We start from the raw sequence: 23,623 nt of genomic DNA, 5'->3' as shown, positions 1-23,623 counted from the left end.
CGCCATGAGCACCGACGCCACCATCACCGTCAGGGACGTCGTCGACGTCCTCGAATCCGCCTACCCGCTCTCCTGGGCGGAGGACTGGGACCGGGTGGGCTTCGTCCTCGGGGAGCGCGATGCGACCGTCGGCCGGGTGCTGCTGGCCGTGGATCCGACGCTCGCCATCGCCCGCGAGGCGGTCGCGCACGACTGCGAGCTGCTGATCACCCACCACCCGCTGCTGCTGCGCGGGGCGAGCTTCCTGCCGGCCGACGACGGCAAGGGCGCGGTGGTCACCTCCCTGCTGCGCGCCGGGACGGCGCTGTGGTGCGGGCACACGAACGTCGACCGCTCCACGCGCGGGACCGTCGGCGCGTGGATCGACGTCCTCGCGCTGCAGGATGCGCGTCCGCTCGTTCCCGGGAAGGAGGGCGAGGCCGCGGGGCACGGCTCGCGTCTGTTCGGACTCGGCGCGGTCGGCGAGCTCGAGCGGCCGACGACGGTCGGCGAGCTGGCCGAGACGGTCGCGGGCATCGTCCCCCGCACGGCGCGCGGCATCGCCTTCACCGGTGCGGCCGATCGGCCCGTGCGCAGGATCGCCGTCTGCCCCGGCGCCGGGGACTCCTTCCTCGAGGCCGCAGCCGCTGCGGGCGTCGACGCCTACATCACCTCCGACCTGCGTCACCATCCCGCGCTCGAGCACGTCGAAGGGGCCGCCGACACCGCGCGCGTCCCCGCCCTCATCGATGTCGCGCATGCGGCGAGCGAGGCGCTGTGGCTGCCGCTCGCCCACGATCTGCTCACCGATGCGCTGCCCGGCCTCGAGGTGCGCGTGAGTGCGCAGGTCACCGACCCGTGGAGCGGCCGGCTCGGCTGAGCCGGCGCAGAGCTGCTCAGGGGACGACGTCGACGATCACGAGCCGGTCCCCGTCCAGCTCGACCCGCAGGCCCTGGCCGAACCCGCTCCTCACCGTGTCGACCACCTCGTCGGCCGTGCTCGGCGTCGAGTCCGCGGCGAGCAGCGCACGGGTCACCAGGCCGCGGTAGCGCTTCGCGTCATGGGAGATCACCTTGCGCACCCCGGAACGCTCCTGCACCGGGGCGACCTCGAGCACCTGCACCCCGCCCCCGCTGCGCAGCGCCATCATCGAGCGGTACGCCCCCGAGCGGCAGTCGATGACGACGGGGGAGTCCCCGCGAGCCTCGTCGGCCCGCAGCTCCTCGGCGACCGGCCTCAGCCGAGGCGTCCACCAGGAGCCGGCCTTGCCCAACCTCGAGAGCTGCGAGCCGGCCGAGAGGCGATAGGCCGGGATCCGGTCCCGGGCGGCGTCGACGAGCCCCAGCAGCGCGGACTGGACCAGCACGCGCCGGTCCTCGCTCGGGGCGGCGCCCGGATCGAGCTGGTCGAACAGCACCCCGGAGTAGACCTCGAGCGGCGCCCCGGCGGGCTCCTGCTCGAGGTGGAGCATCCGGCCGACGAGCTCGGGCGCGGAAGCAGGGACCCCGAGGCGGGAGGCGGCGTCGGGCCCGGCCGCAGTGCGATGCGCGGCGCGCAGCATCGTCTCGCGCGCCTCCGTCAGCGCGGGCAGCGCGAGCTCGTCCAGGGCGAGCGGGCGATGGCCCACCTCGGCCGGTCGGGTCTTCGTCTCCGAGGGCGGCAGCAGGATCAGCATCCGCCCATTCTCGGCCGCGGCGGCGGCCTCCCCGGGGAGGGGCCGGGGAGAGGTTGCGCACGTCACCTCGTGGTCGCGCGCGGCGGCGCGGCGGCGACAGCGGGCGTGGCGAGACGTAGACTTCGTGCTGGACCAGTCGGCCGGGCAGCCGCGTCTCCGGAGCTCACGCTCCGGGGCCGAGGAAAGTCCGGGCTCCATCCGGCACGGTGGTGGGTAACGCCCACCCGGAGTGATCCGCGGGACAGTGCCACAGAGAGCAGACCGCCGCCTCGCCCCTCGGGGCGCGGCGGTAAGGGTGAAAGGGTGGTGTAAGAGACCACCGCGGTCTCGGTGACGAGGCCGGCACGGTAAACCCCACCGGGAGCAAGGTCAGACAGGGAACGTTCGAGGGCGCCGGCCCGAGTTCCCGGGTGGACCGCTGGAGGTCGTCGGCGACGGCGACCCGAGAGGGATGGCTGCCGATCACAGAACCCGGCTTACAGGCCGGCTGGTCCGCCCTGCGGGGTCAGACGCTATGAGGGCGGGGGTGCCCGGGTGTTGTGGCCCAGGGCCCCGCTATGAAGACTCGTGGATCACCCTGGTCGATGGGCGGCCGGGGTGCACACATTCATAGGAGGCCCTGGTGTTCACCGAGACTACAAGCCTGGGACTGGATGTCCATGCGCGCAGCGTGGCTGCTGCCGCGATCGACGGGACGACCGGAGAGGTGATCCATCGGAAGCTGTCGAACGATCCCGTGGAGATCTGCTCGTTCGCGGACGAGCTCGCCCGTGGCCACGGCCCCTTGCGGATCACGTACGAGGCCGGGCCCACGGGGTTCGGTCTGGCCCGCGCCCTTCACGAGGCGGGACACTTCGTGCAGGTCGCGGCGCCCTCGAAGCTGATCCGCCCTCCTGGCGACCGGGTCAAGACAGACCGTAACGACGCACTGCTGCTAGCCCGTCTGGACCGGGCCGGAGACATCGTCGCGGTCCGGATCCCCACGCGGAACCAGGAAGCCGCACGCGACCTCGTCCGCTGCCGGGACGATGCCCGACGCGATCTGAGAACAGCGAGTTCACCGAGATCACTCACCGTCTGTGCTGCCTGCGAGGCATCTCGACCCTGACCGCGTTCGGGCTCGCAGTCGAGATCGGGGACTGGACCCGGTTCACCGGAAAGAACTTCCCAGCGTTCCTGGGGCTGGTCCCATCGGAGCATTCCTCCGGCCAGTCCAGGGTGCTCGGCGGGATCACCCGCACTGGCAACTCCCATGCTCGCCGCCTCCTTGTCGAGACCGCATGGCAGCACAAGTCGCCTTACCGGCCCGGCCCGGTCCTGCGCCGTGACTGGGCCAAGGTCCCCGCAGCCGTCGCGGAACGGGCTGATCTCGGGAACCGTCGACTCCATCGTCGGTGGAAGGTGCTGACTGCGGCCCACAAGCCTCACACCGTCGCGACGACCGCGATCGCGCGCGAGCTGGCCAGCTGGTGCTGGTCCCTGGCGACGATGGAGGCATAACCCCTACAGACAGCGTTCACGGGCGATCCAGAGCATCTGGGGACGCAGCGTGAGGAGGAGACCAGCGCAAGGGCTGTGAGCAGCCCTCACGGGCGACGCTCGACCTCAGACAAGCTCCGCTCCTCCCACCGGAAACAGCGTCCTGCGGTAATCAACCCGCGAATATCAGACTGACCACGCGTCGAACAGACACGCGACATCCCCAGACGCACCCCGCGAACGCCGAAGCGGGGGCACCCACCGGCCAGTGGATGCCCCCGCTTCACCCTGCCCACTTGACAGGAGGACCTACATATCAGCCCTCGTGCTTGTCCTTCTTGTCCTTCTTCTTCCCGTCCTTCTTCGCCGCCTTCCGCAGCGCCTTCTCCTCGCGGTGCGCGAGCACGGCCGCGCCGATGATGCCGGCCTCGTTGCGCAGCTCGGCCGGGAGCAGCTCAGCCTGCAGGTCCAGCAGGGGCAGGAACTTCTTGTGCTTCTTGGACACCCCGCCGCCGATGATGATGCGGGTGGGGCTGAAGAGGAACTCGATGTGCTCGAAGTACTCCTGCAGACGATCGGCCCAGGTCTCCCAGTCCAGGTCCTCCCGCTCCTTGATCGAGGAGGCCATGTACTTCTCCGCGTCGCCGCTGTGCAGGAGGAGGTGGCCGAGCTCGGTGTTGGGCACGAGGCGGCCGTCGGTGAAGGTCGCGCTGCCCACGCCCGTGCCGAGGGTGAACACCTGCACCACCCCGGAGCTGCCGCGACCGGCGCCGAACTCCATCTCCGCGATCCCGGCGGCGTCGGCGTCGTTGACGACGAACACGTCGTGCCCGGTCCGCTCGGTCAGCAGCGCGTCCACGTCCGTGCCGATCCAGCTCTTGTCGACGTTGGCGGCGGAATGGGCCACGCCGTCCTTGATGACCGCGGGGAAGGTGACGCCGATCGGCATGTCCTCGGCGATGTCGAAGGAGTCCACCAGCTCGGCGACGGCGTCGGCGACGGCGTCCGGGGTCGAGGGCTGCGGGGTCGGGATCCGCAGCCGGTCGGCGGCCAGTTCTCCCTTGCCCAGATGGACGGGCGCGCCCTTGATCCCGCTGCCGCCGATGTCGATGCCGAAGGCCCTCTTGCTCATCGTCTCTCCCTGCTGGTGCGGCGGGTGGTTCCGCCCGGTCCGGGCGCCGGCGTCGGCGCTCTCACGCGTGCCCACGATACCTGGGCGCGGCGGGGCGGGACGGTCCGTTCCAGGAGGTGGCGGAGGCCTCCGGCGGCCCGGCCCGCCCGGGCGGGGTCAGACGACCGTGAGCAGCTCCGGGCCCTCGTCGGTGATGAGCATCGTGTGCTCGAACTGGGCGGAGTAGGAGCCGTCGCGGGTGACGACGGTCCAGCCGTCGTCCCACTGGTCCCAGGCCTGGGAGCCGAGGGTGACCATCGGCTCGATCGTGAAGGTCATGTTCTCCTCGATGACGTCGTCGAACATCGGCGCGGAGTCGTAGTGGGGGATGATCAGCCCGTTGTGGAAGCCCTCGGCCACGCCGTGACCGGTGTAGTCGCGCACGGACTCCATGCCGTGCCGGGAGACGAACTTCTCGATGACCCGGCCGATCACGTTCACCTCGCGCCCCGGGCGGGCCACCTTGATCCCGCGCATCATCGCGGCGTGGGCGGTCTCGACGAGCTCCTGCGCCCGCGGCGCGACGTCGCCCACGAGGAAGGTCGCGTTGCAGTCGCCGTGCACCCCGTCCAGGTACGCGGTGACGTCGACGTTGAGGATGTCGCCGGACTCCATGACGGTGGAGTCCGGGATGCCGTGGCAGATGACCTCGTTCAGGCTCGTGCAGCAGGACTTCTCGAAGCCGAGGTAGCCGAGGGTGGAGGGATAGGCGCCGTTCTCGATCAGCACGTCGTGGACCACGGCGTCGATGTGGTCGGTGGTCACGCCGGGCTGCGCGGCCTCGCCCGCGGCCTGCAGCGCGAGGGCGGCGACGCGAGAGGCCTCGCGCACCCGCGCGATCACGTCGGCGCTCTGCACGAACGGTCCGCTGTCCGAGACCGCCTCGTCCTTGCCCACGTACTCCGGGCGCTCGATGCGCGCGGGCACGGGACGACGGGGGCTGAGGGTGCCGGGGACCAGCAGCGCGCGGCCCTCGGGTCGGATCCATTCCTGCTCTACAGTCATGCCCACCAGTGTCTCACCGACCCGGAAGGAGCCCGGACATGAGCGAGGGCGTGCAGTACTACTACAACCTCAGCACCGGCGCGGTGGAGGAGGGCCCGCAGTCGCAGGCCACGGACCTGATGGGCCCCTACGCCACGCGCGAGGAGGCGCAGCGGGCGCTCAGCACCGCGGCGAAGCGCAACGAGAAGTGGGACGAGGACGACGCGGAGTGGGAGGACTGAGCTCCTCGCCGACGTTCCGCTCGGCGGCGCGTTCGACGTGGCTCACTCGAAGGAGTGCTCGGCCGCGGGGTAGCTGCCCTGCTCGACCTCGGCACGGTAGCTGCCCGCCGCCTCGCGCAACGTCCCCCGCAGATCCGCGAAGGCCTTGACGAACCTCCCGCGGAAGCCGGACAGGCCCGCCATGTCCTGCCAGACGAGCACCTGCCCGTCGCAGCCCGGGCCGGCGCCGATCCCGATCGTCGGCACCCGCAGTGCGGCGGTGACCTCCGCGGCGACGCGCGCCGGCACCAGCTCGAGCACGATCGCGCTGGCCCCGGCCTCCTGGATCGCGAGCGCATCGGCGAGGAGCCTCTCGGCGGCCTCCTCGTCACGTCCCTGGACGCGGTGGCCGGAGTGGGCGTTGACCGACTGGGGCGTGAAGCCCAGATGCCCGAAGACGGGGATCCCGGCCTCCACCAGGGCACTGACCTGGGGGACGAGCGGGGCGCCTCCCTCGAGCTTGACCGCCTCCGCTCCGGCACGGACCAGCTCGATGCCGTGCAGCACCGCGTCGCGCGGACCCGTCTCGTAGGTGCCGAAGGCGAGATCGGCGACGACCAGCGGACGGTGCACGCTGCGGGCCACCGCGGCGGTGAACGTGAGCATGTCCGCGTGGGTGGTGGAGGTGGTCGAGCTGTGGCCGAGCACCGTGGTGCCGACCGAGTCCCCGACCAGCAGCGTCTCGATGCCCGCCTCCTCGAAGACGGTCGCGGAGAACTGGTCGTAGGCGGTGAGCATCGCGAAGGGGCGCCCCTGCTCCTTGGCCTGCTGCAGATGGCGCAGCCGGATCTTCGCCGGACCGGACGGGGCGGGGACGGCGGCGGGGGACTGAGTGCTCACAGCGGGCTCCTGGACGAGGACGGGTTCCGGCCTGCCAGCCTAGTCCTGCCGCGGCCCGCTGCCCGGCGGGACGCCCTGCGTGCGGCTGCCGTGCGCGCGATGTGTGTGCCACCCTGGGATCCGTCGCCGCTCGACCTTCTCGAGGAGAGCCCCCATGGAGCTGACCGCCCTGCGCAGTCCCGCCCGGCCCTGCGTCGTCCGCCGAGGCGCCGCTGCCGCCGCCGCCCTGGTGCTCGCGCTCGGTGCGGCCGCCTGCACAGGGGACGAGGAGCAGCCCGCCCCGGCCCCGAGCAGCGAGACCGGTCCCCCGGCCGGGGGACCCGCCGCGGGCCCGAGCGACGGCGGCGGCCAGGAGGTCACCGAGGCGGACCTCGACACGGCGACGGACCGCTTCCTCGGCTTCCTCCGGACCATCGACGACCAGGACTGGGACGCCGCCTGCGGCCTCGTCCTCGATCCGGACACCGGCGTCGCACCGGAGGGGGAGCGGCTGCGGTCCTGCGCCGACGGGGCCCGGGAGGCGATGGGGGAGTACGAGCAGCTCCTCGAGCCCGGCACGTTCGATGACCTCGACGCCTCGATGGTCCGCGCCGAACCCGCCGAGGACGGCACGATCTCCCTCAGCGTGCTCCAGCAGGGCATCGACGTCCCGATGATCCGGGGCGAGGACGGCCGGTGGTACCTCTCCATCCCGTTCTGAGCGAGCAGCGGCCCCTGCCGCAGCGGAGCTCGCCGGGTGAGGCAGACTTGAGCCATGGGACATCTCCATGACGACGTCATCCGCACCGTCTCCGACCAGGACGTGCGGTTCATCCGGCTGTGGTTCTGCGACATCGCGGGGACGCTGAAGTCGATCGCTATCTCCCCGGCCGACCTCGAGATCGCCTTCACCGAGGGCATCGGCATCGACGGCTCCACGATCGAGGGGCTCACGCGCAGCTACGAGTCCGACATGATCCTGCGCCCGGACCCGGCGACCTTCGAGCTGCTCGCCTGGCGCGGCGAGACCAATGCCACCGGCCGCATGATGTGCGACGTCCTCACCCCCGACGGGGAGCCCGCCGCCTCGGATCCGCGCCGCGTGCTGAAGGACGCCCTCGCCCGCGTCGAGGAGAAGGGGCTGGAGTTCTTCGCCCACCCCGAGATCGAGTTCTACCTCTTCGAGCAGCCGTACCAGCAGGGCGAGCCGCTGCGCCCCATCGACGGGGCCGGCTACTTCGACCACGTCCACCGCGGCCAGGGACAGGACTTCCGTCGCTCCGCCATCCAGCACCTGGAGGCGATGAACATCCAGGTCGAGTACTCCCACCACGAGAACGGCCCGGGCCAGAACGAGATCGACCTGCGCTACGCGGATGCGCTGACCACGGCGGACAACATCGTCACCCTCCGCACCGTGGTCAAGGAGGTGGCCCTGTCGATGGGACAGGTCGCCTCCTTCATGCCCAAGCCGATGATCGACCAGCCCGGCTCCGGCATGCACACCCACCTCTCCCTCTTCCAGGGCGGGAAGAACGCCTTCCACGAGCCGGGCGCCGAGTACGGGCTCTCCCGCACCGGGCGCCAGTTCATCGCCGGTCTGCTGCGCCATGCACCCGAGTACGTCGCGGTGACCAACCAGTGGGTGAACTCCTACAAGCGCCTGTGGGGCGCGCAGGAGGCGCCGAGCTACATCTGCTGGGGCCACAACAACCGCTCCGCGCTCGTGCGCGTCCCCTTCCACAAGCCCACCAAGACCACCTCCTCACGAGTGGAGTTCCGAGGACTGGACTCCTCGGCCAACCCCTATCTCGCCTTCGCCGTGCTGCTCGCGGCCGGGATGGCCGGGGTCGAGGGCGGCTACGAGCTGCCCGAGGGTGCGGAGGACGCCGTGTGGGAGCTCACCGAACGCGAGCGGCGCGCGATGGGCATCGAGCCCCTGCCCACGGACCTGTTCCGCGCGCTGGAGGTGTTCGAGAGCTCGGAGCTGATGGCGGACACCCTCGGCGAGCAGGTCTTCGAGTTCTTCCTGCGGGACAAGCAGCAGGAGTGGCAGCGCTATCGCGAGCAGGTGACCGACCACGAGCTCCGCTCCACCTTCAGCCGGGTCTGACGGGGACGCCATGAGCACCGCGAAGCGCAGCGCCGAGCCCCCCACCTCCACCGGGGTGCTCGCCCGGCTCGGCTTCTCCCGCACCGACCGCGTCAGCCGCTTCCTCGCCGAGCCCGCGCTGGAGGGCCTCGGCCCCGGAGCCGCCGAGGCCCTCGGCGCGACGGCCGACGGGGACGACGCGGTCCTGGGCCTGCTGCGACTGGCCGAAGCGGCGCGCGAGGCCGGCGAGGACGCGCTCCTCGAGGAGTTCCTCGGCGGCATCGGGACGCACGGCACGCCCGGGCACCGACTGATCCGCCTGCTCGGGCTCTCCGTCGCGCTCGGCGACGTGCTCGCCCGCCATCCCCACCGCCTCGACCTGCTGCGCGAGGGCGACGACGATCTCGCCGTCACCGCCGAGGCGGTGCGCGCCTCGCTGCTCGAGGCCGTCGGCGCCGATCCGACGGCAGAGGTGCCGGTGGCGAGCTCCGGCGGGCGCGAGGAGCGCGACGCCCTGCGCGCCGCCTACCACCTGCGCCTCGCGCAGATCGCCGCGGCGGACGCCTGCGCGGCCGATCCCGCCGCCCTCCAGCCCCGCGTCTCCGCCGCGATCAGCGATCTCGCCGACGCGGCCCTCGAGGCCGCCTCCGCGATCGCCCGCGCCACCGTCGAGGGGCACGAGCAGGTGCGCTGGTGCGTGATCGCGATGGGCAAGACCGGCGCGCGGGAGCTGAACTACATCTCCGACGTCGACGTGATGCACGTGGTCGCCCCCGCGCACGAGGGGTGCACCGAGGAGGACGTGATCACGATCGGTGCGGCGCTCGCCCGCGAGCTCGCCCGCGCCTGCTCCGAGCGGACCGCCGAGGGCTCGCTGTGGCAGGTCGACGCGAACCTCCGCCCGGAGGGGAAGGACGGTCCGCTCGTGCGGACCCCGGACTCCTACCGCCGCTACTACACCGAGTGGGCGAAGTCCTGGGAGTTCCAGGCGCTGCTGAAGGCCCGTGCCGCCGCGGGGGACCGGGAGCTCGGCGCCGCCTTCGAGCAGATGGTCGAGCCGTGGGTGTGGCAGGCCTCGACGAGGGACGGCTTCGTCGAGGACACCCGTGCGATGCGCCGCCGCGTCGTCGCGCACATCCCGCGCGCCGAGGTGGACCGCAACATCAAGCTCGGCCCGGGCGGGCTGCGGGACGTGGAGTTCACCGTCCAGCTGCTGCAGATGGTGCACGGCCGCGCCGACGAGCAGCTCCAGGGCCGCTCGACGCTGGACTCCCTCGCCCGGCTGGGCGAGGGCGGGTACATCTCCCGCGGCCACGTCGCCCAGATGGACGAGGCGTACCGTTTCCTGCGCTGCGTCGAGCACCGGCTGCAGCTGCACCGGCTGCGGCGCACCCAGGTGCTGCCCACCTCCGCCTCCGACCTGCGGCGCCTCTCCCGCAGCCTGGGCCTGGGCACGGACGATTTCACGCAGCGATACCAGCGCACCCGGCGTCTCGTGCGGCGGCTGCACGAGGAGATCTTCTACCGGCCGCTGCTGCTGACCGCCTCGCAGCTGTCCGACGGGGAGATCGCGCTGAGCGCCGAGGACGCCCAGGCGCGTCTGGCGGCGATCGGCTATGTCGACCCCGCCCGGGCCCTCGCCCACATCTCCTCGCTCACCGAAGGGATCTCCCGGCGCGCGAAGATCCAGCGCCAGCTGCTGCCGGCGATGCTCGAGTGGTTCGCGGACGGGATCGACCCGGATCTGGGCCTGCTCGCCTTCCGCCGTCTGTCCGACGAGATCGGCTCCGCCCACTGGTATCTCGGTCTGCTGCGCGACTCGGGCCTGGCCGCGAAGCGCCTGACCCGCGTGCTCTCGGCGAGCCGGTACGTCGGCGAGCAGCTCGAACGGATCCCGGAGGGGGTGCGCTGGCTCGCCCGGGACGAGCAGCTGCGCCCCCTGTCCCGGGACCTGCTGGGCCGGGAGTTCCTCGCGGTGATCACGCGGGTGGACACCGTCGAGGAGGCTCGCGACGTGCTGCGGCGCACCCGCAGCCGGGAGCTGCTGCGGATCTCGCTCTCCCACCTCAGCGGCGTCGTCTCCGCCTCGGAGGTCGCCCACGCCCTCTCCGACCTCGCCGAGGCCGTGCTCGAGGCAGGGCTGCTGGTCGCGTATCACGTCGTCGCCCGGGAGCGGGATGCCGTGGGCGAGGACGCGGAGCCGCTGGACGGGGTCGACGAGGTCGACGAGTCCACGGCCCGGCAGCTGCGCGAGCGCCGCTCCGACCCGGCCCGCGCGCTCGGCGTGGAGCTCGCGATCCTCGCCCAGGGCAGCTTCGGCGCCCGCGAGATGGGCTACGCCTCCGATGCGGACGTCCAGTTCATCGCCGTGGACCGGGGGGCCGGCAGCGCGACCGTCGAGATCACGAACGCCGTGGCGACCCAGATCCAGAAGATCCTCAACGCCCCCACCGCCCGCTCGGACATGAAGGTCAGTGCCGATCTGCGGCCCGAGGGGAAGGTGGGTCCGCTCACCCGCACCCTCGACTCCTGGATCGACTACCTCCGCCGGGACGCCGAGACCTGGGAGAAGCAGGCCCTGCTGCGTGCCAGGCCGGTCGTCTCCTCGAAGACCGTCGGCGCGCGGCTCGTCGAGGAGATGGACCGGCACCGCTATCCCGTCGGCGGCCTCGACGACGCCTCCCGCCGGGCGATCACCCGGATGAAGGCCCGTGTGGAGTCCGAGCGTCTGCCGCGCAACGCCGATCCCTCGCGGCATCTGAAGCTCGGCCGCGGAGGGATGACCGATGTCGAGTGGTGCGCCCAGCTGCTCGCCCTCGATCACGGCCACGAGGTCGAGGCGCTGCGCACCACCTCGACCCTCGCCCAGCTCGAGGCCGCGGTCGAGGCCGGCCTGCTCGCCGCGCACGAGGCGGAGGAGCTCCGCGGTGCCTGGACGCTGGCCTGGCAGCTGCGGCGCGGGCTGTTCCTGTGGAAGGGCAGGGAAGGGGAGGTGCTCCCCACCGGCCGCTACGACCTCCGTGCGCTCTCCCTGCTGATCGACGGCGAGGACGCGACCGCCGCGGAGCTCGAGGACCGCTATCTCAAGGCCACGCGCCGCTCGCGGCTGATCGCCGAGCAGATCATCTTCGGCGAGGACTGCTGAGGAGAGAGGTCCGAGCGCGTACCGTGGGTCCGTCCGTCCTCCGTCGCCCCGCGACGGCCGCACCACCACCGAGGATCCATGACCACCCCCTCCCTGAGCGCCGACACCCCGCGCGGTCGCATGTACCGCCTCGAGCCCGAGGGGCCGCTGATGTACCCCTCGATCACCACGGTCGCGGGGATGCGGTCCAAGGACTTCCTGCAGGGCTGGTACGCGACGATGGCCTCGAAGCGGGCGCTGGAGATGTATGCCTGGCTGGACCGCAATCCGGACCGTGCCGCCGCCGAGATCTCCCGCGTGACCCGTGACCGCTGGGGGACGCAGAAGCGCATCGCCGCCGCCGCGACCGAGCACACCGCGGCCGCCGCCGACTTCGGCACCCTCGTCCATGCGGCCTGCGAGGACTGGGGCACCAGCGGCACCCGCCCCGACGCCGACCATCTCGGCGGGATCATCGAGCGCATGCGCACCGCGCACGGCGCCTTCGCGACCGAGAAGGACCTCCGCGGCCTCGTCGCCCGCGCAGAGGTGCGCCTGGACGGCTATGGCAGGTTCCTGGACGACTTCCAGCCCGAGTTCGTCGAGGTCGAGCAGACCGTGGTGAACCACTCCGTCGGCTACGCCGGCACCACCGATGCGATCGTCAGGATCGGCAACACCCTGCTCAGCGCCGACATCAAGACCTCGAAGAAGGTGCGGGGCGACTACGCCCTGCAGGGCGTGGCCGTCTGCCGGGCGGAGCTGCTGCTGGACGAGGACGGCACCACGCGCGAGATGCCCGAGCTGACCGGCGCGTTCATCATCCACCTCCCCGAGGCCGGCGGCTACCAGGCCGTCCCCCTGCGCACCGGCGACGAGGAGTTCGAGGTGTTCCGCTCCCTGCGTGCCGCCTGGTCCTTCCAGCCGGACGAGTGCGCGCTCGAGCCCGCTGCGGACCCCAAGGGTCTCGTGCTCTCCCTGCTGCGCACCAAGGGCGGGTTGGACGCGCTGGGCTGAGCTGCCCTCCACCTCCTGCCGCCGCGCGCCGGTCCCCTCGGGGTCGGCGCGCTCCCGCACGCGGCCGGCTGTCCCCCTTGCCCCGTGTTGAACAGACGTATAGCCTGTTGAACGTCAGTTCAGTACGGGGCTCCACGGCCATGAGCGTCCGAGCCCGACGGCCGAGGAGGTCCCGATGGCAGAGACCGCGCCCGCCGACGAGCGGATCCTCCAGGCCGCGCTGCGTCGATTCGCGGCCGACGGACTGGGCGCTCCCCTGCGTGCGGTCGCCCAGGACGCCGGTATCAGCGCGGGTCTGATCATCCACCACTTCGGCTCGCGCGAGGCACTGCTCGAGGCCTGCGACCGCCGGTCCCTCGAGGTCACCCGGGAGCAGAAGCAGGCGGCCATCGCAGGCGGGGCGGGGACGGTCCTCGCCCAGCTCGCCGCCGCGGAGAAGTACGCGCCCGTGGTGGGGTACGTGCTGCGCCGCCTCCAGGCCGGCGGACCGCTCGCCGAACGCCTCATCGAGGACTTCATCGCCAATGCGAAGGAGTACTTCGAGGACGGGGTGCGAGCGGGGGTGCTCAGCCCCAGCCGCGACCCCGAGGCCCGTGTGCGGGTGCTCGCACACATGTCCCTCGGATCGCTCGTGCTCCAGCTGCCCGGCCGGGATGACCGGATGGACCTCGAGGACCTCTCGCGCTGGATGCGCGAATACACCGATTCGCTGACGCTGCCGCTCCTGGAGCTGTACACCACGCCGCTGCTGACCGACTCGAGCCTGCTGGACTCCTATCTCGCCGCCGCCGTGACCGATCCGCCCGCCGACGCCGACCCGCCCACCGACAGGAGCACGTCATGACCCCGACCGATGCGGCCATCACCGTCCGCGACCTCACGAAGACCTTCGGCACCACCCGTGCCCTGGACGGCTTCACCCTGACGGTTCCCACCGGTCAGGTCACCGGCTTCCTCGGCCCCAACGGCGCCGGGAAGTCCACCACCATCCGCATCCTGCTGGGACTGCTGCGGGCGACCTCCGGCAGCGCGAAGGTGCTGGGCATGGATCCCTGGCGGGAGGCGGTCCCGATCCATCGACGCCTCGCCTACGTCCCCGGGGACACGAACCTGTGGCCGAACCTCACCGGCGGCGAGGCGATCGACGTGCTCACCCGCGGGGAGAGCGGGCAGCGGCACCGGGCTCGCCGCGACGAGCTCATCGAGCGCTTCGAGCTCGATCCCACCAAGCGCGCCCGCACCTACTCCAAGGGCAACCGGCAGAAGGTCGCCCTGGTCGCGGCGCTGTCCCGCGATGTCGAGCTGTACATCATGGACGAGCCCACCTCGGGCCTGGACCCGCTGATGGAGGCGATCTTCACCGACGAGGTCGCGCGCCTGCGCGAGGCCGGCCGCACCGTGCTGCTCTCGAGCCACATCCTCGCCGAGGTCGAGAAGCTCTGCGACACCGTCACCATCATCCGCGCGGGGAGGGACGTGGAGACCGGGACCCTGGCCGAGCTGCGCCACCTCACCCGCTCCACCGTCGCCGCGAGCACCGACGCCGACCCGGCCCCGCTCGCAGCTCTCGACGGGGTGCACGACCTCGTGGCCGAGCACGGACGCGTGCACTTCGACATCGACGACAGCGCCCTCCACGAGGTGCTCCCGCGACTCACCGCGATGGATGCCACCGGACTCACGATCACCCCGCCCTCGCTCGAGGACCTGTTCCTGCGCCACTACGGCGACGAGCTCGTCCCGGCCGGGCCCGCCGAGGGGGAGACGTCATGAACACCACCGCCCCTGCCCGCCCCGCCGGTCGCGGCGCCGCAGCCGCACCGACCCACCGCCGGGAGCGCGAGACCGCCTCCCCGCTCGCGGGGACCGGCTCGCTCGTCCGGCTCTACGGGCGCCTGTCCCGACGGGCGATCATCGTGTGGAGCCTCGCCCTGCTGGCCCTGGTCCCAGCCTCCATCCTCGCGATGGAGGAGGCCTACCCGGACCAGCAGGCGCTGGACGCCCGGGCGATGCTCCTGGACAACCCCTCGGCGGTGATGATGACCGGCCCGTTCTTCGCCACCGACCGGTACACCTTCTGGGCGATGGTCGCCAACGAGCTGATGCTCTACGTGCTCCTGGCCGCCGCGATCATGTCCGTGCTGCTCAGCGTGCGCCACACCCGCACCGAGGAGGAGACCGGGCGGCTCGAGATGACCCGTGCCCTGGCCACCGGACGCCTGGCCCCCTCCGTCGCCGCCTTCACCATCGTCACCATCGCGAACCTCGCCGTGGGCGCCGCGGTGGCCGGGGGCGCCCTGATCGTCGGTGGACCGGTGGCCGACTCGCTGGCGATGGGACTCGCCACGGCGCTGACCGGCCTGGTGTTCGCCGCGATCGCGGCGGTGACCGCACAGGTCACCGAGCATGCCGGCTCGGCGTCCGGGATGGCGCTGGGGCTCCTGGCGCTCGCGGTGGTGGTCCGCGGGATCGGCGACGTGATGGACCGCCAGGGCTCCTGGCTGTCGTGGCTCTCGCCGATCGCATGGGCGCAGCAGACCCGCCTGTACGTGGATCTGCGCTGGTGGCCGCTGCTGGTGTCCCTCGGGGCGGTGGCTGCGCTGCTGGTGCTCGCCGGCGCGCTCTCCCGCCGCCGCGACGTCGGCGCGGGGCTGCGCCCCGCCTCGGCCGGGAACGCCCGGGCCGGCGCGGATCTGCTGCGCCCCGGGGGTCTCGCCCGGCGCCTGCTCACCCCGATGATCCTCGCCTGGGGGATCGGCCTGTTCCTGTTCGCGATCGCGTTCGGCTCGCTCGCCTCCTCGCTCACCGACGTCATCGACCAGATGCCGGCGGTCGAGGAGTACGCGCCGATCGTCCTCGAGGACCTCACCGGCTCCTTCTCCGCCTTCGTGCTGATGATGCTCGCCATCGGTCCCCTGGCCCTGCTCGTCTCCGGGGTGCTGCGCCTGAGGACGGAGGAGGCCGAGGGCCGGCTCGCCGGCGTGCTCATCGCCGGCACCTCCCGCACCGGCCTGGCCCTGGCCTGGTTCCTGGTCACCTTCGCCGCAGTCGCCGTGATGCAGGTGCTGCTCGGGCTCGGCGTGGGGCTCGGGGTCTGGACGGCCACGGAGGACACGAGCTGGATCGGGGACATGACGCTCGCCGCGCTCGCCTACCTGCCCGCGATCGCGATGACGGGGGCGCTGGCCCTGGCGCTGCTCGGTCTGAGCACACGCACGACGGGTCTGGCCTGGCTGGTGGTCGTGTACACGGCGCTGGTGACCTTCCTCGGGGACATGCTGCGGCTGCCCGACTGGGCCCGTGCCCTCTCCCCGTTGGACCATGTCGCGCTGCTGCCGAGCGAGGACCTCGAGGTCGCGCCGCTGGTGGTCATGGGGGTCGCGGCCGTGGTGCTCATGGTGGTCGGTCTGCTGGGCCTGCGGCGACGGGATCTCCTCGCCGGGTGAGCGGGACGGCCCTCAGAACGGGCCGATCCGCACCTTCGCGCCGGCCAGGTCCTCGTCCCAGGCGATCTGGCAGGTGAGCCGGGAGGTGGGCTCGCGCTCGTCATCCAGGAGGGAGTCCAGGACCGCCGCCTCGTCCTCGTCGATCTCGCCGGCGGTCTCGAAGGAGGCCTCGTCGAGATAGGAGTGGCAGGTCGAGCAGGAGGCGTTCCCGCCGCAGGTGGCGAGGATGGGGTAGCCGTTGCGCACCAGGCACTCCATGAGGGACTCGTCCGAGTCCCAGTCCACACCCTCGGTCGTGACGCCCTCGCGGTCGGTGACGGTGATCTCGATGGTGGTCATGGACCCAGTCCACACCCTCGGGAGGGCACATGCCAAGCAGCGGCGAGCGGGATCGATGCCGGAGCGTACGCTGCGGTGCGGTGAGCGGTCTCACGGTGCGGCGCGGTATCGCACTGCGATCGCCCCGGAGCGGAACGATCGGGAGTCCACCAGTTCGAGGCCGATCCTCTCGTGCAGGCCGGCCATCAGCGTCGGCCCGTGACCGGCGAGGACAGGGTGGACCAGGAGAACGTACTCGTCGATCAGGCCCAGTTCCGCGAGCGCCCGGGGGAGCGTCACCCCGCCGACGTGCAGCGGCCCGCCCGACCGCTCCTTGAGAGCGCTGACCTCCTGTGCCAGATCTCCTCGGATCAGCTCCGCGTTCCAGTCCGCCGCGGTGAGGGTGCTGGAGACGACGTGCTTGCGTGCCCGGTCGATGGTCTCGGCGAAGGGGATGTCCTCCGCGCTCATCCAGCCCGGCCAGTTCCCGTCGGCCGGTCGTCGCCAGGCCGACTCCATCATCTCGTAGGTGAACCGGCCGAAGAGCAGCGCGTCGGCGTCGGCGATCTGCTCGGTCCAGAAGCGCATCGACTCCTCATCCGGCGGCAGCCCTGCCTCGTGATGGCAGCAGCCGTCCAGCGTGACGTTGATCGAGTACCGCAGGATCTGCATGGCGTCGCTCTCCCTCGAGTCCCACCGCCCGCACGGCTGCGGACGGGCCCAGGGTACGCCCTGGCCGTTCCGGTGCCCCGACCCGTCGGAACGGCCCGCCCCTCCCGAGAAGGGAGGGACGGGCCGCTCGAGGTCGGAGCCGCTGCGGCGCAGCCCGGATCCGCCGGAGGTCCTCAGCGAGCCCAGGGCAGGTGCGACGTCCCGCGCCGCCGTGACCCCTCAGCGGCGGATCGGTTCTGCTCAGATGTCGTAGTACAGCTCGAACTCGTGGGGGTGCGGGCGGAAGCGGAACGGATCGATCTCCGTGGTGCGCTTGAGCTCGATCCAGGTGGAGATGAGGTCCTCGGGGAACACGTCGCCCTCGGTGAGGTAGTGGTGATCGGCCTCGAGGGCGTCCAGCGCGGCGCCGAGGGACTCGGGCAGCTGGCGGATCTGCGCGTGCTCCTCCGGGGGGAGCTCGTAGAGGTCCTTGTCGATCGGCTCCGGCGGCTCGATCCGGTTGCGGATGCCGTCGATGCCGGCCATGAGCTGCGCGGCGAAGGCGAGATACGGGTTCGCCGAGGGGTCCGGGGCGCGGAACTCGACGCGCTTGGCCTTCGGGGAGGAGCCCGTGACCGGGATGCGGATCGCGGCGGAGCGGTTGCGGGCCGAGTAGACCATGTTCACCGGCGCCTCGAAGCCGGGCACCAGGCGCTTGAAGGAGTTCACCGTCGGGTTCGTGAACGCGGTGAGCGAGGGGGAGTGCTCGATGATGCCGCCGATGTACCAGCGGGCGACGTCCGAGAGGCCTCCGTAGCCGCGCTCGTCGAAGAACAGCGGCTCTCCGTCCTTCCACAGCGACTGGTGGGTGTGCATGCCCGAGCCGTTGTCGCCGAACAGGGGCTTGGGCATGAAGGTCGCGGTCTTGCCCGCGTCCCACACGGTGTTCTTCACGACGTACTTGAACTTCATGACGTCGTCGGCCGCCTGCAGCAGCGTGTTGAAGCGGTAGTTGATCTCCTGCTGGCCCGCGGTGCCGACCTCGTGGTGGGCGCGCTCGACCTGCAGGCCGGTCTCCTCGAGCACGGCGCAGATCTCGTCGCGCAGATCGGCCATCTGGTCGTTCGGCGGGACGGGGAAGTAGCCGCCCTTCAGACGGGTCTTGTAGCCCTGGTTGCCGCCGTACTCGGACTCGTCACGGTCGGTGTTCCACACCGCCTCGTCCGAGTCGATCTGGTAGAAGCCGCTGTTCACGCCCGTCTTGAACCGGACGTCGTCGAAGATGTAGAACTCCGCCTCGGCGGCGAAGAGCGCGGTGTCGGCGATGCCGGTCGACTTCAGGTACTCCTCGGCCTTCGAGGCGACGGTGCGCGGGTCACGGGAGTAGGGCTCGTCCGTGAACGGATCCACGATCGAGAAGTTGATGATGAGGGTCTTCCGCTCGCGGAAGGGATCGAGGTAGGCGGTCTCGAGGTCGGGCACGAGCTTCATGTCGGACTCGTGGATCGCCTGGAAGCCGCGGATCGAGGAGCCGTCGAAGAGCTGGCCCGTCGCGATGGCGTCCTCGTCGAAGGTGCTCGCGGGGATGTTGAAGTGCTGCATGATGCCGGGGAGATCGCAGAACCGGATGTCGATGAACTCGACACCCTCCTCCTCGATGTACTTCGTGACCTCGCTGGGATTGTTGAACACGTCTCCTCCATCCGCGCCGTGCGGCGCGTTAAGTGCTGTCTCGCCCGAGGCCCGGACCTCGTCGGAGCCGCAGCACCGCCTCGAGCCCGGACTCGGGTGAGGTCAAGCTTAAGGGCGGCGGCGCCGACCCGACGGCCGGGGCCGAGGGTTCCCAGCACGCCCGCGTAGGCTCCTGCCGTGATCGATCGCAAGGACCTCGGCTCCTGGATGGAGGGCCCGCCGGGAGAGGCCGACTACATCAAGGGCTCCGCTCTGGGGCTGCCCGCCGAGGGCAGCGGAGCGGTCGCCCCGTTCTGGCGCCGCCCGCTCTCGCTGCTCATCGACTGGGTGCTGTGCGTGGTGCTGTCCGGGCTGCTGCTGGGCGGGCAGCCGCTGGCGGACCTGGTGCTCTTCGCAGTGCTGAACGTGCTGTTCCTGACGCTTTTCGGGGCGACGCCCGGTCAGTTCGTGCTGCGCGTGCGGGTGCTGTCGGTCAGCGGGCGCAGCCCCATGCTGCTGCGCGCCGCGGTGCGCACCGCGCTGATGCTCCTGGTGCTCCCGGCGGTGGTCTGGAACCGGGACGGCCAGCCCCTGCACGACGCCGCCGCGGGCACCGCCGTCGTCTCCTTCTGAGCCGCTCCAGGACGCCCCTCCGCCCCGGGCCGGAGGGGCGTCCCGATGCCCGCAGGCCTGCACCCCGTCGCCCCACCGAGCGCTCGCTTGCACGCTCCTGACCTGCACTGACGACAAAGGTCACGAAAAGATCACGCAGGTCACGGAAAGGTCACGGCGCCGGGGCGACGGTGCGCGTCGGCCGCGTCGCGGGGGAGCGCCGACGACGACGCCCCTCCCGCTGGAGCGGAAGGGGCGTGCACGAGAGGCGCGCGGACGGGCTCAGCGGCCGCGCATCGCCTTGCGGTTCGGACGGGCGCGCATCGGATCCACGCCCTTGGGGACCTGCTGGCGCAGCGAGCGGTGCAGCGCCGTCAGGCGCTTGCTCACCGCGGCGGCCTCCTGCTTGGTCAGCTGCTTCTTCATCCGCTGCATGTACGAGGGCAGCTTGTGCAGCGGCACCTCGCCGTCGCCGTCGCCGACGACGATCTGGTGGACGGGCACGTTGTCGTGCTGGAGCACGCGACGGATGCTGCGGCGCTCCTTCTCCAGCAGCTTCATGGAGATGCCGGAGGAGTCCTCGGCGACGATCGCGATGCCCGCGCGGCCCGAGGCGCGGAAGAGCATCTTCTGGCTGCGCGGATCGATCTGGACCGGCTCCTCCTCGACGTTCCAGCCGCGGCGGATCGACTGCATCGCCGCGAGCGCGGCGCCCGTCTGTCCCTTGATCCGCCCGAAGGCAGCACGTTCCGCCTTGCGCGCCAGGATCATCATCGCGATGAGCACGCCCACGGCCAGACCCATGAAGATGCCGTACCAGGGGCTGCCGAAGATCAGCAGCGTCAGCAGCACGCCGACGACGATCGCGCCGACGACGGCGACGAGCATCATCGGGAGGGTCGAGCGGTCGACCTCCTGCGTGTACTTGTAGACCTCGAGCATCTGCTTCAGACGCCCGGGCTTCTTCGTGCCGTCGGCGTTGCGCTTGCCGCGCTTCTTCGTCGTGGCGTCCTTCGCGGACGTGGTCTCGGACGTGCGAGCCATGGGGGATGTGTCCTCTCGGGGCCGGCGGAGCGTCAGCTCGCAGCGGCCTGCTGGGTGCGGGCGACGACGCTCGCAGCTTCCTGACGGGCGGGCTGATCGGAGTCGAGGTGGCGGAGGTTCTCCGGGATCTCGCGGCCGAGCTTGCGCATGGCCTGCGCCCAGAGCTTCCCGGCGCGGTAGGAGGAGCGGACCATCGGCCCGGCCATCACCGCGAGGAAGCCCATCTCGGAGGCGGCCTCCGACAGCTCGACGAACTGCTGGGGCTTGACCCAGCGGTCGATCGGATGGTGCAGCTTCGAGGGCCGCATGTACTGGGTGATCGTGAGGATGTCGCAGCCCGCGTCGTGCAGGCGCTGCATCGAGTCGAGGATCTCCTCGTCGGTCTCGCCCATGCCCAGGATCAGGTTCGACTTCGTGATCATCCCGGCGTCCTTGCCCATCGTGATCACGTCGAGGGAGCGCTCGTAGCGGAAGGCCGGGCGGATCTGCTTGAAGATGCGGGGCACGGTCTCGAGGTTGTGCGCGAACACCTCGGGCTCCGCCTCGAACACCTGCTGCAGGTGCTCGCCGCGACCCTTGATGTCGTCGATCAGCAGCTCGACGCCGGTGCCCGGGTTCATCGCATGGATCTGTCGGCACGTGCGGGCGAACAGGCCCGCCGCCCCGTCCTCGAGGTCGTCGCGGGCGACGCCGGTGATGGTCGAGTAGCGCAGCCCCATCTCCTTGACGGACTTCGCGACCTTGAACGGCTCCATCGGGTCCACCGGCATCGGCTTGCCCGTGGCGATGTTGCAGAAGTCGCAGCGACGGGTGCAGGTGTCGCCGCCGATGAGGAAGGTCGCCTCGCGGTCCTCCCAGCACTCGAAGATGTTCGGGCAGCCGGCTTCCTCGCAGACGGTGTGCAGGCCCTGGCCGTGGACACGTTGCTTCATCGCCGTGTACTCGGGACCCATCACCGCACGGGTCTTGATCCACTCCGGCTTGCGCTCGATGGGGACCTCCGCGTTGCGGGCCTCCACGCGCAGCATACGGCGGCCTTCGGCAGCGATAGTCACCGTGTTGCCTCCTCGTCTCGACGTCCTAGGAGTCTATCGACCCCTCCTGCTCGTGCGGCGCTCACACCGCCCGCGCGGAGGTGCGGTGCGCCACCAGGTCGACCATCGCCTCGGTGACGGGGTCGAGCAGCTCGGCGACCGGGACGCGCCGGCCGAGCTCGCGGCTCAGGCTGGTCACTCCTGCGTCGTCGATCCCGCACGGGATCACGTTCTGGGCCCAGGAGAGGTCGTTGGCGCAGTTCAGCGCGAAGCCGTGCATGGTCGTGCGCTTCGAGACGCGCAGGCCGATCGCGCAGACCTTCCGCGCCTCCTCGCCCTCGGGCGCGACCCAGACCCCGCTGCGTCCCTCGATCGGGACGGTGTCGACGCCGAGCCCCGCGCACACGTCGATGATCGCGTGCTCGAGGGCGCGCACGAACCCGACCACGTCGATCGGGATCGGGAGCTTCACGAGCGGGTATCCGACGAGCTGCTGCGGTCCGTGCCAGGTGATCTTCCCGCCCCGGTCGATGTCGACCACCTCGGCGCCGTCCCGCGGACGCTCGTGCTCGGCGGTGAGCTTCCCCGCCGTGTACACGCTCTGGTGCTCGAGCAGCAGCAGGGTGTCCGGCCGCTCGCCCGCGACGACCTCGGCGTGCAGGCGACGCTGGAGGTCCCACGCGGCCCGGTACTCGACCGGTCCCGGGGGGAGCCCGAACTGCGCGTGCCGGTCCTCGTCGGGGAGCGGCTCGCTGAGGCCGAGACGGATCACATCGAGCATCTGCTCAGGCTACTCCCTTCCCGACCTGCACGTTGTGGATGACCAGGCGGCTGCCGCACGGGGATGGGGTTCACTGCGGGCATGGATGCGGGAGAGCACAGCGCCTCCGGGCGCACGGAGGAACGGCACGGGCAGAACGGTCGCGAGGACGCGGTGCGCGTGCGCTGGCGGGGCTCCGAGGGACAGCACGCGGTGACCGCCGAGATGCAGCTGCTCGCCTCCCTCGAGGTCGCGGGGATCACCGCCGCCCCCGACGTGCTGGGGATCGAGGAGGACGGCTACGTCCGCGAGACCGCTCCGGAGCTCGCACGGCGCAAGGGCAGGCGCGCTGCCGGAGCGGCCTCCCCGGCGACGGGGGAGAGGCTCGCCCAGGCCCGTGCGCGCGAGGACCTCGAGGACCTCGTCGCCGCGCTGCACGAGCGCGGCTGGGTGCTCGGCGCACCCCGGGGGCGGGGTCTCGGGGTGCGCGCCGACGGCCGGGTGGTCGTCCTCGACCTCAGCGGGCTGCGCCGTGAGGAGGGGCTCGGCGCGCGCAGCGCCGACCTGCACTGGATCGACTCGGTGCTCGAGGACGAGGAGCGGACCCTGCGCCGCCGCGTCCACGCCCTGCCGGGCACCGGAGCCGGGACGGCACCGTTCGCGGAACCTGCACCTCGGGCGGAGCCGGCGCCGGCCGCTGAGCGCGCTCCGCTGCCCGTCCCGCGGCTGCGGCGGGCGCGCACGGAGGGCCGCGCCGCGGACGAGGGGCAGCCCCTGATGACCGGCGGCGTCCCCTCCCGAGCACGAGTCGCGGCATCGACCGTCGTCTCGGTGCTGGCCGAGCCCCGTCACCGTCGCACCGCGCTGCTGAGCGGCGCCGTGGTGCTCGCCCTCGGCCTCGGTGCGGGACTCGCGCTCACCCTGCCCGGAGCGCCCCTCGCGCCGGGCAGCTCCGCGGCCGCGACCGCCCCCGCGGACGGCCGGACAGATGCCGGCGGCGGGCAGGACGGATCCGTCGACGGGTCGAACGGCTCTGCCGCCCCGCGGATCGAGGACCCCTGGACGCTGGCCGCAGAGCTCGCCGGGGCGCGCCACGCCTATCTCACCGGCGTCTCCGATCTCCCCGTCGCCGCCGACGGCGGGAGTGCCGAGGAGGAGGACGAGCGCATCCGCACGGCCTATCGAGGTCTCGAGGTCCGCGGCGGAGGCCCCGTCGTGCACGAGGCGGAGCTCCTCCAGGCGCCCGACGCCGAGGGCCGTGCCGTGCTGCGCGTGCACACCTCGAGCGAGGACGCCGAGGTCGTCACCGGCACCGGGGCCGCGGAGCAGACCGTGGCCGGAGAACGCGCGAGCGTGGAGCTCTCCCTGGTGTGGGACGGGGACCGCTGGCGCATCCAGGAGGTCACCGCCGTGTGAGACTGCGCAAGGCCCCGGCACCGAGGGGACGGTGCCGGGGCCTTCGCCG

Annotated in this window: 23 protein-coding genes and 1 other RNA gene; 14 read left to right on the top strand and 10 right to left on the bottom strand. The window is 71.7% G+C overall.

All coding sequences use genetic code 11. From position 1 onward, the window contains the following. Nucleotides 1–4: 4 nt before the first annotated feature. Nucleotides 5–859, top strand: a complete 855-nt coding sequence (locus D1648_RS09145) for a Nif3-like dinuclear metal center hexameric protein (RefSeq protein ID WP_122940936.1) — start codon at nt 5–7, stop codon at nt 857–859. A gap of 16 nt (nt 860–875) precedes the next feature. On the opposite strand, the gene D1648_RS09140 is transcribed toward D1648_RS09145, so the two are convergent. Then, nucleotides 876–1,655 carry a YaaA family protein gene (locus tag D1648_RS09140; RefSeq protein ID WP_122940933.1) on the bottom strand — a complete coding sequence of 260 codons (780 nt, stop codon included), beginning with the start codon at nt 1,653–1,655 and terminating at the stop codon, nt 876–878. Between the two features lie 132 nt (nt 1,656–1,787). On the opposite strand from D1648_RS09140, the gene rnpB reads away from it, so the two are divergent. From rnpB to D1648_RS18180, 3 genes are all read left to right on the top strand, one after another. Then, nucleotides 1,788–2,150: RNase P RNA component class A (gene rnpB / locus D1648_RS09135), an RNA gene on the top strand. A gap of 127 nt (nt 2,151–2,277) precedes the next feature. Beyond that, nucleotides 2,278–2,763: a transposase gene (locus D1648_RS18185; RefSeq protein ID WP_241155421.1), complete on the top strand. Its 486-nt coding sequence runs from the start codon at nt 2,278–2,280 to the stop codon at nt 2,761–2,763. Next, nucleotides 2,673–3,155, top strand: a complete 483-nt coding sequence (locus D1648_RS18180; protein WP_370239786.1) for a transposase — start codon at nt 2,673–2,675, stop codon at nt 3,153–3,155. The genes D1648_RS18185 and D1648_RS18180 overlap by 91 nt, the downstream gene beginning before the upstream one ends. A 295-nt stretch (nt 3,156–3,450) precedes the next feature. Here the strand turns inward: D1648_RS18180 and ppgK are convergent, their stop codons facing one another. Both ppgK and map read right to left on the bottom strand, forming a co-directional pair. Beyond that, nucleotides 3,451–4,266 (bottom strand): polyphosphate--glucose phosphotransferase, encoded by an 816-nt coding sequence (ppgK, locus tag D1648_RS09125; protein ID WP_122941113.1) that lies wholly within the window; start codon nt 4,264–4,266, stop codon nt 3,451–3,453. Nucleotides 4,267–4,422: 156 nt separating this feature from the next. After that, complete coding sequence (gene map, locus D1648_RS09120) at nt 4,423–5,310, bottom strand: type I methionyl aminopeptidase (RefSeq protein ID WP_122940931.1); 888 nt, start codon at nt 5,308–5,310, stop codon at nt 4,423–4,425. Between the two features lie 38 nt (nt 5,311–5,348). Between map and D1648_RS09115 the strand changes: the two genes are divergently transcribed. Beyond that, a complete protein-coding gene (locus tag D1648_RS09115; RefSeq protein ID WP_122940928.1) occupies nt 5,349–5,531 on the top strand; it encodes an SPOR domain-containing protein in 183 nt (60 codons plus the stop codon). A 42-nt stretch (nt 5,532–5,573) separates the two neighbouring features. Here the strand turns inward: D1648_RS09115 and panB are convergent, their stop codons facing one another. Then, on the bottom strand, nt 5,574–6,410 hold the full coding sequence (gene panB, locus D1648_RS09110; protein ID WP_122940926.1) for a 3-methyl-2-oxobutanoate hydroxymethyltransferase: 837 nt from the start codon (nt 6,408–6,410) through the stop codon (nt 5,574–5,576). Between the two features lie 154 nt (nt 6,411–6,564). On the opposite strand from panB, the gene D1648_RS09105 reads away from it, so the two are divergent. From D1648_RS09105 to D1648_RS09075, 7 genes are all read left to right on the top strand, one after another. Next, nucleotides 6,565–7,110 carry a hypothetical protein gene (locus D1648_RS09105; RefSeq protein WP_164518654.1) on the top strand — a complete coding sequence of 182 codons (546 nt, stop codon included), beginning with the start codon at nt 6,565–6,567 and terminating at the stop codon, nt 7,108–7,110. Between the two features lie 54 nt (nt 7,111–7,164). Next, on the top strand, nt 7,165–8,502 hold the full coding sequence (locus D1648_RS09100) for a glutamine synthetase family protein (RefSeq protein ID WP_122940924.1): 1,338 nt from the start codon (nt 7,165–7,167) through the stop codon (nt 8,500–8,502). 10 nt (nt 8,503–8,512) lie between these two features. Then, nucleotides 8,513–11,626 carry a bifunctional [glutamine synthetase] adenylyltransferase/[glutamine synthetase]-adenylyl-L-tyrosine phosphorylase gene (locus tag D1648_RS09095; protein WP_122940922.1) on the top strand — a complete coding sequence of 1,038 codons (3,114 nt, stop codon included), beginning with the start codon at nt 8,513–8,515 and terminating at the stop codon, nt 11,624–11,626. A gap of 78 nt (nt 11,627–11,704) precedes the next feature. Further along, on the top strand, nt 11,705–12,622 hold the full coding sequence (locus D1648_RS09090) for a PD-(D/E)XK nuclease family protein (RefSeq protein ID WP_122940919.1): 918 nt from the start codon (nt 11,705–11,707) through the stop codon (nt 12,620–12,622). 175 nt (nt 12,623–12,797) lie between these two features. After that, nucleotides 12,798–13,466, top strand: coding sequence for a TetR/AcrR family transcriptional regulator (locus D1648_RS09085; RefSeq protein WP_122940916.1), 669 nt, complete (start codon nt 12,798–12,800; stop codon nt 13,464–13,466). Next, nucleotides 13,463–14,395: an ABC transporter ATP-binding protein gene (locus D1648_RS09080; protein ID WP_122940914.1), complete on the top strand. Its 933-nt coding sequence runs from the start codon at nt 13,463–13,465 to the stop codon at nt 14,393–14,395. The genes D1648_RS09085 and D1648_RS09080 overlap by 4 nt, the downstream gene beginning before the upstream one ends. Beyond that, entirely contained in the window at nt 14,392–16,068 is a 1,677-nt protein-coding gene (locus tag D1648_RS09075; RefSeq protein WP_122940912.1) for an ABC transporter permease, read from the top strand. Before D1648_RS09080 ends, D1648_RS09075 begins: the two co-directional genes overlap by 4 nt. A 12-nt stretch (nt 16,069–16,080) precedes the next feature. Here the strand turns inward: D1648_RS09075 and D1648_RS09070 are convergent, their stop codons facing one another. The 3 genes from D1648_RS09070 to glnA all read right to left on the bottom strand — a co-directional run bounded on the left by D1648_RS09070 (nt 16,081) and on the right by glnA (nt 18,729). Then, entirely contained in the window at nt 16,081–16,407 is a 327-nt protein-coding gene (locus tag D1648_RS09070) for a 2Fe-2S iron-sulfur cluster-binding protein (RefSeq protein ID WP_122940910.1), read from the bottom strand. A gap of 90 nt (nt 16,408–16,497) precedes the next feature. After that, nucleotides 16,498–17,058 (bottom strand): dihydrofolate reductase family protein, encoded by a 561-nt coding sequence (locus D1648_RS09065; RefSeq protein ID WP_122940908.1) that lies wholly within the window; start codon nt 17,056–17,058, stop codon nt 16,498–16,500. Nucleotides 17,059–17,298: 240 nt separating this feature from the next. Continuing rightward, a complete protein-coding gene (gene glnA, locus D1648_RS09060; protein ID WP_122940906.1) occupies nt 17,299–18,729 on the bottom strand; it encodes a type I glutamate--ammonia ligase in 1,431 nt (476 codons plus the stop codon). Between the two features lie 177 nt (nt 18,730–18,906). Between glnA and D1648_RS09055 the strand changes: the two genes are divergently transcribed. Continuing rightward, nucleotides 18,907–19,341, top strand: a complete 435-nt coding sequence (locus tag D1648_RS09055; RefSeq protein WP_122940904.1) for an RDD family protein — start codon at nt 18,907–18,909, stop codon at nt 19,339–19,341. A gap of 261 nt (nt 19,342–19,602) precedes the next feature. On the opposite strand, the gene D1648_RS09050 is transcribed toward D1648_RS09055, so the two are convergent. The 3 genes from D1648_RS09050 to lipB form a co-directional block, all read right to left on the bottom strand. Further along, entirely contained in the window at nt 19,603–20,364 is a 762-nt protein-coding gene (locus D1648_RS09050; protein WP_122940902.1) for a DUF4191 domain-containing protein, read from the bottom strand. Nucleotides 20,365–20,396: 32 nt separating this feature from the next. Continuing rightward, nucleotides 20,397–21,419 carry a lipoyl synthase gene (gene lipA, locus D1648_RS09045; protein WP_122940900.1) on the bottom strand — a complete coding sequence of 341 codons (1,023 nt, stop codon included), beginning with the start codon at nt 21,417–21,419 and terminating at the stop codon, nt 20,397–20,399. 61 nt (nt 21,420–21,480) lie between these two features. Then, entirely contained in the window at nt 21,481–22,179 is a 699-nt protein-coding gene (gene lipB, locus D1648_RS09040; RefSeq protein WP_122940897.1) for a lipoyl(octanoyl) transferase LipB, read from the bottom strand. 81 nt (nt 22,180–22,260) lie between these two features. Here lipB and D1648_RS09035 point away from each other — a divergent pair, with 81 nt between their 5' ends. After that, a complete protein-coding gene (locus D1648_RS09035) occupies nt 22,261–23,574 on the top strand; it encodes a hypothetical protein (RefSeq protein WP_126281978.1) in 1,314 nt (437 codons plus the stop codon). The last annotated feature ends 49 nt before the right edge of the window (nt 23,575–23,623 follow it).

This window comes from Brachybacterium sp. EE-P12 (assembly GCF_003711805.1).
Classification (GTDB): Bacteria; Actinomycetota; Actinomycetes; order Actinomycetales; family Dermabacteraceae; genus Brachybacterium.
The sequence above is the reverse complement of the archived record's forward strand: the minus strand, read 5'-3'. Positions and strand labels throughout refer to the sequence as shown.